The organism is Caldicellulosiruptor kronotskyensis 2002, from assembly GCF_000166775.1.
GTDB classification, from domain to species: Bacteria; Bacillota; Thermoanaerobacteria; order Caldicellulosiruptorales; family Caldicellulosiruptoraceae; genus Caldicellulosiruptor; species Caldicellulosiruptor kronotskyensis.
Window position 1 is genome coordinate 2013429 of record NC_014720.1, and the last position, 13326, is coordinate 2026754.

The 13326-nt window shown below is 35.0% G+C and carries 8 protein-coding genes; all 8 read right to left on the bottom strand.

Features of this window, described 5'->3' with window-relative positions; all coding sequences use genetic code 11:
• Nucleotides 1-9: 9 nt before the first annotated feature.
• The 8 genes from rpoB to CALKRO_RS09355 all read right to left on the bottom strand — a co-directional run bounded on the left by rpoB (nucleotide 10) and on the right by CALKRO_RS09355 (nucleotide 13267).
• Nucleotides 10-3654 (bottom strand): DNA-directed RNA polymerase subunit beta, encoded by a 3645-nt coding sequence (rpoB, locus tag CALKRO_RS09320; protein WP_049775641.1) that lies wholly within the window; start codon nucleotides 3652-3654, stop codon nucleotides 10-12.
• A 327-nt stretch (nucleotides 3655-3981) separates the two neighbouring features.
• Entirely contained in the window at nucleotides 3982-5052 is a 1071-nt protein-coding gene (cheB, locus tag CALKRO_RS09325; protein WP_013430778.1) for a chemotaxis-specific protein-glutamate methyltransferase CheB, read from the bottom strand.
• Nucleotides 5053-5095: 43 nt separating this feature from the next.
• Nucleotides 5096-6313 carry an iron-containing alcohol dehydrogenase gene (locus CALKRO_RS09330; RefSeq protein WP_013430779.1) on the bottom strand — a complete coding sequence of 406 codons (1218 nt, stop codon included), beginning with the start codon at nucleotides 6311-6313 and terminating at the stop codon, nucleotides 5096-5098.
• Between the two features lie 116 nt (nucleotides 6314-6429).
• Nucleotides 6430-8349 carry a threonine--tRNA ligase gene (thrS, locus tag CALKRO_RS09335; RefSeq protein ID WP_013430780.1) on the bottom strand — a complete coding sequence of 640 codons (1920 nt, stop codon included), beginning with the start codon at nucleotides 8347-8349 and terminating at the stop codon, nucleotides 6430-6432.
• A 51-nt stretch (nucleotides 8350-8400) separates the two neighbouring features.
• Nucleotides 8401-9786, bottom strand: coding sequence for a tetratricopeptide repeat protein (locus CALKRO_RS09340; RefSeq protein ID WP_013430781.1), 1386 nt, complete (start codon nucleotides 9784-9786; stop codon nucleotides 8401-8403).
• A 20-nt stretch (nucleotides 9787-9806) separates the two neighbouring features.
• Nucleotides 9807-10931: an RNA-binding domain-containing protein gene (locus CALKRO_RS09345; protein ID WP_013430782.1), complete on the bottom strand. Its 1125-nt coding sequence runs from the start codon at nucleotides 10929-10931 to the stop codon at nucleotides 9807-9809.
• Nucleotides 10924-12579 carry an HD domain-containing phosphohydrolase gene (locus CALKRO_RS09350; protein WP_013430783.1) on the bottom strand — a complete coding sequence of 552 codons (1656 nt, stop codon included), beginning with the start codon at nucleotides 12577-12579 and terminating at the stop codon, nucleotides 10924-10926. The genes CALKRO_RS09345 and CALKRO_RS09350 overlap by 8 nt, the downstream gene beginning before the upstream one ends.
• Before the next feature lie 112 nt (nucleotides 12580-12691).
• Complete coding sequence (locus CALKRO_RS09355) at nucleotides 12692-13267, bottom strand: peptidoglycan DD-metalloendopeptidase family protein (protein WP_013430784.1); 576 nt, start codon at nucleotides 13265-13267, stop codon at nucleotides 12692-12694.
• Nucleotides 13268-13326 lie beyond the last annotated feature (59 nt).

Genomic DNA, 13326 nt, shown 5'->3' on the forward strand with positions numbered 1-13326 from the left:
TTTGAGGTTTTACTCGTCTATATCATCTATCTCGCCCTGGTCGTCTTCTTGTGTTGCATTCATCAAATCCTCATAAAACTTTTCCTTGTCGTCTTCTTTATCCTCCTCTATTTCATCGCCGCCTATCTCAAAAGCTCCAAGCCCTTGTGGCTGCTCATCTTCATCAACAGACTCTTTTAGCTCAATCTCCTCATTATTCTCAGACAAGAGCTTTACATCCAGACACAAGCTTTGAAGCTCTTTTACAAGTACCTTGAAAGATTCGGGGATTCCTGGTTCTGGAATATTTTCTCCTTTTACTATCGCTTCATATGTCTTGACTCTTCCTGTTACATCGTCTGATTTTACAGTCAAAAGCTCTTGTAGAGTATATGCCGCACCGTATGCTTCAAGTGCCCAAACCTCCATCTCGCCAAATCGCTGACCGCCAAACTGAGCTTTACCGCCAAGCGGCTGTTGAGTAACAAGTGAATACGGTCCTGTTGAACGTGCGTGAATCTTATCGTCAACAAGGTGCACAAGCTTTAGCATGTACATATACCCAACAGTTACTTCATTGTCAAATGGTTCACCTGTTCTGCCATCATACAGAATTGTCTTACCTGTAGGATTTAATCCTGCAAGTTTTAATGCTTCTTCAATATCTTCCTCTTTTGCACCGTCAAAAACAGGAGTTGCAACTTTCCATCCAAGCGCTTTTGCCGCATATCCAAGGTGTGTTTCCAAAATCTGACCAATGTTCATACGCGACGGCACACCAAGAGGATTTAGAACTATGTCAACAGGTGTACCATCAGGTAAAAAAGGCATATCTTCAACAGGAAGAATTCTTGAAATAACACCTTTGTTACCATGGCGGCCTGCCATCTTGTCACCAACTGAGATTTTTCTTTTTTGAGCAACATAAACTCTCACAAGCTGGTTTACGCCAGGTGGAAGTTCATCTCCTTTGTCGCGCGAAAATACTTTTACATCTACAACTATTCCGCCTTCGCCATGTGGTACTCTCAATGAAGTATCTCTTGTTTCTCTTGCCTTTTCACCAAATATAGCACGAAGCAATCTCTCTTCTGCAGTAAGCTCTGTCTCACCTTTGGGAGTAACTTTCCCAACCAAAATATCACCACTTTTTACTTCGGCACCGATTCTTATAATTCCTCTCTCATCCAAATCCTTTATTGCATCTTCGCCAACATTTGGAATATCTCTTGTTATCTCCTCAGGTCCAAGTTTTGTATCTCTTGCCTCACACTCATATTCTTCTATGTGAATAGAGGTATAAACATCTTCTTTTACAAGCCTTTCTGAAATCAAGATAGCGTCCTCGTAGTTGTACCCTTCCCATGGCATGAAAGCAACAAGGACGTTTTTGCCAAGCGCAAGTTCACCATGGTCTGTGGAAGGTCCGTCTGCAATAACCTCTCCAGCTTTAACCTCTTGTCCTTTTCTTACAATTGGTCTTTGGTTAAAACATGTCCCCTGGTTTGTCCTTTTGAACTTCAAAAGATGATATACATCTTTTGTTCCATCATTGTTTCTTATAACAATCTCATCAGCAGATACCTTTTCAACAACACCATCTTTCTTTGCAAGAATACATACACCAGAGTCAACCGCAGCCCTGTATTCAACTCCTGTTCCAATTATCGGAGACTCTGTCATCAAAAGTGGCACTGCCTGGCGCTGCATGTTAGAACCCATAAGTGCCCTGTTTGCGTCGTCGTTTTCTAAAAACGGAATAAGTGATGTTGAAACTGATACAATCTGTTTAGGTGATATATCTATAAGGTCAACCTCATGTTTGTCAACTTCTATAATTTCCTCGCCAAACCTTACTGTAACCCTCTGGTTTATAAACCTTCCCTCTTCGTCAACAGGTTCTGTTGCCTGAGCAATCTTGTAAGTGTCTTCCTCATCAGCTGTAAGATACACAACCTCGTTTGTCACCCTTGCTTCTTTCTTGTCCACCTTTCTGTAAGGTGTCTCTAAAAATCCGTACTCGTTAACCCTTGCATATGTTGCTAAAGAAGTAATAAGACCAATGTTTGGCCCTTCTGGCGTCTCGATAGGGCACATCCTTCCATAATGAGAATGATGTACGTCCCTGACCTCAAACCCAGCTCTGTCTCTGGAAAGTCCACCTGGTCCCAAAGCAGAAAGCCTTCTCTTGTTTGTAAGTGCTGCAAGTGGATTTACCTGGTCCATAAATTGTGATAGTGGGCTTGAACCAAAAAACTCCTTGATAGCTGCTGTAACCGGTCTTATGTTTATTAGCGTCTGAGGAGTTACAGTATCAATATCGTGTATGTTCATTCTCTCCCGAATAACTCTTTCCATTCGTGCAAGACCAATTCTAAACTGGTTTTGTAAAAGTTCGCCTACAGCTCTGACCCTTCTGTTGCCCAAATGGTCAATATCATCAGTTGTACCTATGCCATATTTGAGACCCAAAAAGTAGCTTGTTGCTGCAAATATATCATCTATTGTAAGGCAATATGGAACAAGTTCTCTCTCTCTTTCTCTTATGAGTCTTTTAATCTCAAGAACATCATTTGTAGTATTAAGAATATCATCCAAAACAGGCTTATAAACAAGTTCTTTTATGTGAAGGTCAGACACATCAAATTCTACATATCTGTCAAGTTTTACTGTGTTGTTCCCCACAACCTTAAATGGTCTCTCTTCATCTGCATAAACCCATACCTCGTTAATGCCAGCATCTTGAATTTGAGTAGCAATCTCTCTTGTAATCAGTTCTCCTTCTTTTACTAATATCTCTCCAGTCTTGGGATCAACTACATCCTGAGCTGCTCTTTTATTGAAAATTCTCTTCCATAACGACAATTTTTTATTGAATTTATATCTTCCCACTTTTGCTAAATCATACCTTCTTGGGTCAAAGAACATATTATAAAGAAGGTTTCGAGCATTCTCAACATTTGGTGGCTCACCAGGTCTAAGTCTTCTATATACCTCTAAAAGTGCATTCTCAACTGGATTTCCAAGCTCACCTTTATTTGCTTCTTTCTCAAGCGAAGCTTTCAGTCTCTCATCCTCACCAAACTTTTCAAATATCATCTGCTGATTGTAAAGACCAAAAGCCTTCAAAAGGGTTGTGAGAGAAACTTTTCTCGTCCTGTCAAGTCTGACAGACAATAGCTCGCTTGTATCAGTTTCAAATTCAAGCCATGCACCCCTGTTTGGAATAAGAGTTCCTGAAAATATCTTTCTTCCCTGTTTATCAATGGAAGATGCAAAGTAACATCCAGGTGAACGGATAAGCTGGCTTACAATTACTCTTTCCGCACCGTTGATAATAAATGTTCCAGTTTCAGTCATAATTGGAAATTCGCCCATATAAATGTCCTGTTCTTTTATCTCACCTGTTTCTTTGTTTATAAGTCTTACCTTTACCTTTAAAGGTCTTGCATATGTGGCGTCTCTTTCCTTACATTCTTGTTCAGAATACTTAGGTGGTCCGTCAAAATAATAGTCTACAAACTCCAAAAGCAAAGTCTCACTGTAATCTTTAATCGGAGATATTTCTCTTAAAACCTCTCTCAGCCCTTCATCTAAGAACCATTGAAATGATTTTTTCTGGATTTCCAAAAGATATGGCAAATCCAGAACTTCCTTAACCTTACCATAACTCATTCTTTGAACTTTGCCATATTGCACAGGACGAGGTAGTGCCAACTATATCACCTCTTAAAAAATTTCCTTATCTTTATTATTGTTTCCTTAAAAATACAATCTATTCTTGAAAGCCTCAGCATATCTCAGCTTTTATCGGAATAGTCCAAGTTGAAAGGAAGTTATACCCATATTAACGCATTTTGTTATTATAACATAAGCACTCTTTTGTGTCAATGAAGTGAATAAAATTTTCTGTCCAAGTTTTAAAAAATAAAGATGACCACTTGCTCAATAACTTTTTTAAGTGGTCATCTTTTTTGAGAATTGTTAATTTCTTTAAAACCTTCATACTCTATTTAAAAGATCAACAATCTGGTCAGGGTTTAAAACAAGCTCAATCGCTCCCTTTTCAATGGCTGCCTTTGGCATTCCAAAAACCACACAACTCTTTTCATCCTGTGCAATTGTGAGCGCCCCTTTTTTTCTCATCTCTAAAATCCCGTCACTCCCATCAGAACCCATCCCAGTCATCACAATTCCAACAGAAGCTCTTCCACAGGCTTCTGCAATTGAACTGAAAAGAATGTCTGCCGAAGGTTTGTGGCTTTTTATTTTCTCAAGGTCAAGCACCCGTGTATAGAGCTTTCCATTCATTTCTTCCACCGCTAAATGATAACCACCTTTAGCAATGTAGATGCAACCACCATTTATCTCTTCATTATCAGAAACTTCTTTTATACATTTTGATGTAATGGCAGCAAGTCTGTCAGCAAATGGTTTTGTGAAGTTGGGTGGCATATGCTGAACTACAAGAATAGGAATAGGAAAATCTTTTTTCAGTGACTTAAACATCCTTTCTAAAACTGGTGGACCACCTGTGGATATACCTATACCGATAACCCTTGCCAACCTTACCCTCTCAACAATACTCTCTTCCAGTAAAATTTTCCCTTCAACAGCAGCTGGAAGTCCATAGACTTTTGATGTGTCTTCCTTTTTACACTCTTCGCACACCGCAGTAAGTTTTTTGATTAGCTCATACTTGAACTCTTCAAGTTCTTCTTCAGAAGACGGCTTTAAAATATAATCGAAAGCACCTGCTGACAATGCCTCAAATGTTGTATAAGCTCCTGGACGTGTGTACGCACTTATCATCAAAATCTTTGTATCTGTTATCTCTTTTATCTTTTTTATAAGCTCAACGCCGTTCATATATGGCATTTCATAGTCAATTGTTATCACATCAAACTTGAACTTTCTAACTTTGTCAAGTGCAATGAGAGGAGTCTGAGCAACTGTAACAACAAATTTTCCAGTACTCTCCAAAACCGATTTTATGAGCTGTCTCATAAACGCTGAATCGTCAACAACCAATATCTTGTACATAAACTCATCACCAATACAATCATTTTTCATTAATATTTATTCCCAAAATTGCTGGTATCAAAACAAAAAATTCTCAAAAGCTTTGTACAACCTCATCTGTCAAGCCTAAAAATTCATACAAATGTAGTATAGTAAACCTTTCTCTAATATTTGGTGCGCACATAAATGACATCTTAAAAAGATTCTCATCTATACCAATCTCCCAATAATTCATGGGTATTTTAAGTTTTTTGTAAGCATCAACCAACTCACCATACACACCGATTGCATCTCTTATCAAGTCATCTATACTCTCTTTCTTTTCAACAAGCCTGTTTATCACATTACTCCTAAATTCTTTATCATTTAACTTGTTTACTCTTCCAATATTTTGCTTTATTATACTTTCAAAAGTTGGTTGAAATCCTCTCTTTATCATATCTTCCCACGCTTTAGTATCTACTTTATATTCTTTCCTTTCAATAATTCTGGATTTATCAAGATTTAAAAAGTGCTCATAAAACCTTAGCACATAAAGGGTTGCAAGTCCAACTTTCATCCCATGATAAGTTTTTACTTTGTGATATTCCCAAAAATGAGAAAGATGGTGTTCACTGCCTGACGCAGGCCGAGATGAGTTAACTCTTGACATCATGAGCCCAGATGTTATCAGTCCTTCTAATAAATTCTTGTAAAAGTGGTTTTCGCCCACTGATTTCAAAGTTTTTAGATATGTATCTTTCACAATCTGTAAAACTTCTAAGTCTATCATTTCATCAAAGATAATATGCGAAAGTTGCCAATCAAGAAGAGCAGTTATCTTACCCATCAAATCTCCAAATCCAGCTTTTTTTAAAATTTCAGGTGAATTCACTATCACCTCCATATCCACAAAGATAGCTGCTGGCGATGATGCCAAGACTGTTGTTTTCAAACCATTTATAGTAAGTGCTGCAACAGAAGAAGCAAACCCATCCATAGAAGCAGCTGTAGGGAATAAAACAAACGGGGTTTTGAACTTGTATGCTGTATACCGTGTAATATCAGAAATTGTTCCACTACCTACTCCAACAAATATATCTGTTTGTTCTATCTCAAACAAAATCCTTCCAAGCGAATACTCATCTGCCACACAATCTGGCTCAAAACACACAATCTTATACTTAATATTAGTTTTTTCGACTGCTTCCCTGACTTTATTGACACACACATCAAGTGTATTTTTATCGCATATAATTAACAAAGACTTATATCCATTTTTGTTTATAAACCTTAAAAAAGACTCATATGGCTCTTGCCATATAATTTCCATATCGGTCGCCCCTTTTCAAAAATTAATGTATATAACAGAATGAATTTAAAAAGGCTGCCACATTAAACAACCCGTTTAATATCAATTAATAATATTCTGGCAGCCTTTTTAAATTTTCATTCTAAAGCCTTTTTCTCCACCTTATCTTTAACCATTGAAACAAATTCATCAATGGTAAACGAACCTAAATCTCCTTTTTTTCTATCTCGTACTGCTATAGTATTATCTCTTTGTTCTTTTTCGCCTACAATCACCATGTATGGTATCTTTTGTAATTGAGCATCTCGTATTTTATACCCTACAGTTTCTGACCTAAAATCTTCTTCAACTCTGAATCCATTTTCCTTTAATATTTGGGATATTTTAGCTGCATAATCATTGAAATTATCAGATACAGGTATTATTCTTATTTGAGTTGGTGCTAACCACACCGGAAATGCACCAGCAAAGTGTTCAGTAAGTATTGCAATAAATCTCTCTATGCTGCCAAAGACTACTCTGTGTAGCATTACTGGCCTATGTTTAGCACCATCTTCACCTATATAATATAAGTCAAACCTTTCTGGCATTTGAAAATCAAGTTGAATTGTCGCACACTGCCACGTTCTTTTTAAACTGTCTTCAAGATGAAAATCAATCTTAGGACCATAAAAAGCTCCATCACCTTCATTTATCTTATAATCTATACCTACTTCCTCTAAAGCTTCTTTTAGGGCAGTTTCAGCCATATTCCATTGCTCATCTGTTCCCATTGAATTTTCAGGCCTTGTTGAAAGTTCAACATGATATTTGAAACCAAATACACTATAAAAATAATCAATAAGATCAATTACACCTTTTATTTCATCTTTTATCTGTGAAGGTAACATAAATATATGAGCATCGTCTTGTGTAAAACATCTTACTCTCATAAGCCCGTGTAATACACCAGATAGCTCATGTCTGTGAACAAGCCCAAGTTCACACAGTCGCTCAGGAAGTTCCCTGTATGAATGTGATTTTCTTTTATAAACCAATATGCTGCCCGGACAGTTCATAGGTTTTATTGCAAACTCCTGATCATCTATTTTGGTAAAATACATATTACCTTTATAATGATCCCAATGTCCAGATTGAACCCAAAGGTCTTTTGTTAACATTATAGGAGTTTTTATTTCCTGATAACCTCTTTTTTTATGTTCTTCTCTCCAAAAGTCTTCTAATATGTTTCTTATAATCATTCCTTTGGGTAAAAAGAAAGGAAATCCTGGTCCTTCCTCAAAAATATCAAATAAATCAAGTTCTCTTCCAAGCTTTCTATGATCTCTTTTCTTTGCTTCTTCAAGCATTGTAAGATATTCATCAAGTTGCGACTTTTTCTCGTAAGATATTCCATAGATTCTTTGAAGCATCTTATTTTTTGAATTTCCACGCCAATAAGCACCTGCTACAGAGAGCAATTTGAATGCTTTTACCCTTCCTGTTGAAGGAAGATGCGGACCTGTGCAAAGATCAACAAATTCACCTTGCTTATAAAAAGAAATAACTTCACCTTCTGGAATATCATTTATAAGTTCAACTTTGTAGTTTTCTCCCCTTTGTTGCATAAGTTTTATTGCTTCTTCTCTTGAAAGTTCAAATCTCTCAATCTTTAAATCTTCTTTTATTATTTTTTGCATCTCTTCTTCAATCTTTTCTAAAATCTCCCTCGTAATTGACTCTTCAATATCAAAGTCGTAATAAAAACCATTGTCAATTGCAGGTCCTATGCCAAGCTTTACTTTATCGCCAAAGAGCCTTTTGACAGCCTGAGCTAAAATATGAGACGTTGTGTGCCAATAAACCTTTTTACCCTCATCATTTGAAAATGTCACAACCTCAAAGCTGCAATCTTTTTGAAGAGAAGTCCACAAGTCCTTCAAAACACCATCTATCTTACACGCAACTGCTTCTTTGTAAAGTCTCATAGAGATTGTCTTTATAAACTCCATAGCAGATATTCCTTTTTCTGCTTCTACTGCCTTCCCATCAGGAAGAGTTACAGTGATTTTGTCCATTGTACCAGCAATGCCTCCTTTTGTGAAAAATAATATTTATTATTATTTTATTTATATTTCCTTGTTTAGCAAAAGTTCTTTGAAATCACTAAACCATTTAGAGAAGACGGCCTGCGAAATTCCAAAAATTTTTGCTACTTCCTTTTGCTTTATCCTTTCTTTTTTCACGTGTTTCTTGAACACATACCAAACAATTGCAGCAATGGCTTGAATATTTAATCTTGGTTTTTCAAGCGGAAGATTTTTTAAAAGATTAAAGATAGTTTCTTGGTCTTTGTTAGTCAATTCTGTGTGCTGTTTTAAAATTTCTATAACTTTTTGTCTGTTTTCTTCGACAGTTTGAGAAAAATAATTGTCAATATGATTTTGGAGCTGTCTTTTAAACTCCTTTTCGTCCATGCCTTCCAAAAATTTAAAACCTGTTTCAAAATAATCTATAGTATCTTTTTCAAATGTCTTTATTACATTATCGACTTTCTTCAAAAAATAGTCAATCCTTATCTCAGGCATTTCAAAGTTCTTTTTTAAGTACTCCCAAATTTTTTTTGCTTTGAGATACTTGCGCATGTTGTAAAGGCTTATTGCTTCAATATGTTTAAAATATGGCTCTCTTGTGATCTCAAAAAGCTCGTTTGCACGCTGGGCAATTTCACTGTGCTGATTTAACTTGATAAGAGTGTCTAAAATCTTTATTTTATCTTTACTATCGTATGTTTTTATTTCCAATACCGCTTTTAAATGCCTTTTCATCTCTCTTTCTTTTCCTATGCTGCTGTAAAAAAATGCTAAGTTACAGTTTGCATATACATTGTACTTATCAATTTGAAGAACTTTTTTTGCTTCTTCAATCGCTCTTTGAACATCACCCATATAAAAATAAGCAAGTGAAAGGTTGTTCCTTGCAGCAAGGACGCTATCATCTTTTGCCAATATCATTTTAAAATATTTCATTGCATCTTCATATCTTCCACTTTCAAGAAGGAAATTTCCTCTCTCTAATAGTTTTGAATATTTTTCAATTTCTTTTTGTTCTTTTTCAAACTCTTCTTGGCTTTCAATAAAATCAATAAGGTCTTCTGCCGCCTCTTTAAACTCAATGTTGTTAGAAAGTTTTACATACCTCTTTAAAAAATTCTTTGCCTCCTTAAATTTGCCCATCTCAAAAAAATTGCACCCAAGCCCAAAAAGCGAATCATAAAACTCCGGGTTATCTTTTGTAAGCTCGCTCAAAAGCTTATTTGAAGTTTCAAAATCCCCAACCTGCGCTAAAAGTCCAGCAAGATTAAATTTTATCTCAACATTTTTATTATCAAGTTCAAGAGCTTTCATGAGCCTTTTTATGGCAAGATCCACTTCTCCCTTTTCGTAATGTTTAATCCCAATTTTAAAATACATTGACGATGTAGGATTGAGACTAATTACCTTTCCCTTGACCATTTTTCATTACTCCTCTTTTTTTACAGTTTATCAATAGACGGCAATATGATTTTAAATGCATTTTGGGAATTTATATTTATAATCTTAACATTTGGATATGTTCTTCTTATCTTTGATATCCCTTTACCAGCTTTTAAAAAGAGGTTATTGTCGTCTAAGATTATCATTTTTTGATAAATCCATGGGTTTCGACGCCTTGGTATAATTTCTCTACCCATACTAAATATCATGTTGTTCTCAAGAAGACATCCAGGATTTGCAACTTCTATATTTCTTTCAGAAATTTTGACTGTCGTGCATCTTGTCAGGTCATAATAATCCCTGTGAACAAGCGCATTTCCAATTGCTTCAAACAAAGCCCACAGATCCTTCTGAGGATACTTCTGAATAAAAAAATTTATAGTCTTTTTGATTATACTATATATGTTACCACAAATAATTTGAATTTGGTCAAAAAATTCAATTGTTAGATACGCTGACGGCAAAAATCTCTCCGGATATTTTCCGAACACAAGAATACCTGCTAAGGTAGGATAAAGATTATTATTTTCTCTATCTCTCTGGACAATCCCGAAACTTTCAAGCAAAATTAAGTTATCCCACTCTGATGAAATGCCACTTCTCCTAAAAAACATAGAAATTAGCTCAGGTTCAAGGTCATTTAAATTTGCATTTCTTATAATAGACATTTCAAAATTGATACTCCCACTTTCTTCAAACATAGATGCTATCTCTTCTCTTCTTGCTACGTCTGTTGTTGACCCCCGTCTTATATAAAATACACCATTTTGGACCATCTGATGAGGTCTTAGACTGCTTTTGTATATCGTGAGCACACCAAGTTTTTTACCATCGTATTCTACAATCTCAAACTTAATAGATACAGGCGGGTCACACCTACCCGATATTATCTGCTGAATTTTTTCTTCAGAGATGTTTTCGTCTTTGATTCCAACAATTCTTTTTGTCTTATCTTCAACTCCAAAGATAATATAGCCCCTTCCGCCTCTTGAATTTGCAATGGCAATTACATCTTTTACAAGCTCTTTCTTTTCACCATCAGTTTCAACAGAAAGAGACTGTTTAAAATCAAGCTTTGGACCTTCATCAGACTCCAATAGCATTTTAAGCTTATACTTATCCATCTATCTTCATCTCTACTATTTTTGAGATTTTTTCCTCTTTTAGAACATTTAAAAATGCCTCAAAAACTTCAGGGTCAAACTTCTTGCCAACCTCTCCTTTCATAATCTCTAAAGCCTTTTCCTCTGAAAATGCCTTGCGGTAAGGCCTGTCTGTGGTAAGAGCATCAAAAACATCTGCAACAGAGATTATCTTTGACTCAAGAGGAATTTTGTCTCCTTTTATCCCCAGCGGATAGCCACTTCCATCTACATTCTCGTGATGATACAGAACAATCTCTTTTATACTATCAAAATATTCAATGTTTGAAAGGATGTTATAACCATCTAAGGAGTGTCTTTTGACTATAGAATATTCTTCTTGCGTTAACTTGTCAGGTTTATTTAATATGTTTTCTGGAATTACAATCTTGCCAATATCGTGAAGATATGCAGCAATTTCAAGGTCAAATAGGTCTATCTTATATCCCTTTGAAAACATCTTTTCACCTATTTTTTTGCTGTATCTCATAACCCTTTCTGCGTGTCCTTTAGTGTAAGGGTCTTTCATTTCAATAATAGATATTAAAAGTTTTATCGCTCCTTCAAAGTTTCTCTTTTCTTTCTCAAATAGCTCTTTTAAAAGATTATCCTGCTGCTTTAGTATCGAAATCTTGCTTTTTATTTCGTTCGAAAAATACTCCAAAACAAGTTCTACATTTCTAAACTTTCCCTCTTTTTTTATGTCTGGTTTTGGAAAGGTTGCATCACCATTTATGCCAGAAAATAGCGAAATAGCATAATCTTCAAGCTGAACAATCCTTTTTGTAAGATATACTCCGCTTAAAAATGCAATAAGTAAGGTCAAAATCATTAGAAATAAAAAAGTAATAATAAGTAGTTTTTCAAAGTGTCTTTTTATATTTACAAGTGTTTTTTCATTATAATTGATTACAAGTGTTCCTATCTTATAGCCATCAATATCAAATAGCTCAACATGATTTTTAAGAAGGTTTTCTTCAGAAGATACAGTTGTCTTATCCACTAAATATATTCTATCTACCATGTAAGGCTGTATCAAAAACACAAACTCGTCAACATCTTTTGCCAGAAAAAGAGCTCCAGCAACAGGTTTTGTTAAATCTTTATCATCCAAGACAGGCGAACAAACAAACGCAAAAATTTTACCATTTATTTTTAGAAAACCTCTTTCAACAGGTATTAGATTTATATCGTTATCAGAATAGACTTTATTTAATACTTTTTTGAATACTTTTAATATTTTTGTCTTGTCAGAGCTTTTAATATCCCCAAATGGGGAATGATACGAAATAATCTTCCCCTCTTTCGAAAAACCAATTATTAAAGAAAAACTGTAAGGTTTTTGATAGAGCCAGTTTGTCCAGTAAAAGTCAATAGTCTTTTTATCATTTGTGACAACAGCTCTGTAAAGTTCATTCCAGACAGTATATTCTTTCGCTATATTTCCCATATCATCAAAAATCTTTTGAGTTATTCTCTCTAAGGTTTGTTGTTGTTTATTTACAAAGTAATCATAGGTAATTCTTTCATACTGAGGAATTATGTTATTCATTACATATACAGCAACAATGGTTGATGGTAAGAATGCAACTATCAGTGTAATAACAAGTATTTTAAATCTCAGCTCCACCTTGCCCCATCCTCTGTTTTTACTTAGATTTGTTATTCTCATTTGTCGATTTTTGTCTAAATTTAGTATAGCATAAATTAGTTTGAAATGTCATTTGTGAAATATTTCTAAACTACATTATTTCTTCTCTCTTAAAATATATAAAATCTTTTCCCACAAGGTCAAATGGTAGTTTATATCCTATTATATCACCTTTTTTTAAAACTTGCCCTTTTTGAATGTTTAAAACATCAATATTTTCAACCCTATAAAGTATCCTGCTTCCTTGCTGTATAATAATATCAAAAGTTTCACCTTTTTTAATAGCTTCTACCATCTTTCCATCACAGGGACTGAGAATATTAGTCTTCTGTTTAACTATAATAAAAGTTCCTCCATCGTCAGAGGACTGAATTTGTCCATCTGCAGGATATATGTAGGATGTGGAAGATAAACTTTTTGTCAAGTTGTGCTTGCTTGCCGATTTTGAAAAAGATAAGGGCTGTAATAAATCTTCTACCCATTTTACTAAGTCCGAATAAACTTTTTCATCACGTTGAAAATAAAGTTTAGCTTTCTCAAATGAAAAATTTTCAATGTGAATATATTTGTACTTTAATGCAAGGATAAAAAGAAGTATCAAGGCTACTGTTACTGCTTTTATTATCGGTGCTTTTGAACTCTTTTCAGCTATTCTCTTCTTTCTCATTTTCATTACCTCTCTAAATCATTTTCAATTTAATTTCTATTCTTTTACATAAAAAAAGA

Coding starts and splice junctions, on each gene's coding strand:
- CALKRO_RS09340 (WP_013430781.1), bottom strand. CDS start 9,786: ATGGTCAAGGGAAAGGTAATTAGTCTCAATCCTACATCGTCAATGTAT.
- CALKRO_RS09330 (WP_013430779.1), bottom strand. CDS start 6,313: ATGGAAATTATATGGCAAGAGCCATATGAGTCTTTTTTAAGGTTTATA.
- cheB (WP_013430778.1), bottom strand. CDS start 5,052: ATGAAAAATGATTGTATTGGTGATGAGTTTATGTACAAGATATTGGTT.
- CALKRO_RS09355 (WP_013430784.1), bottom strand. CDS start 13,267: ATGAGAAAGAAGAGAATAGCTGAAAAGAGTTCAAAAGCACCGATAATA.
- CALKRO_RS09345 (WP_013430782.1), bottom strand. CDS start 10,931: ATGGATAAGTATAAGCTTAAAATGCTATTGGAGTCTGATGAAGGTCCA.
- rpoB (WP_049775641.1), bottom strand. CDS start 3,654: ATGAGTTATGGTAAGGTTAAGGAAGTTCTGGATTTGCCATATCTTTTG.
- thrS (WP_013430780.1), bottom strand. CDS start 8,349: ATGGACAAAATCACTGTAACTCTTCCTGATGGGAAGGCAGTAGAAGCA.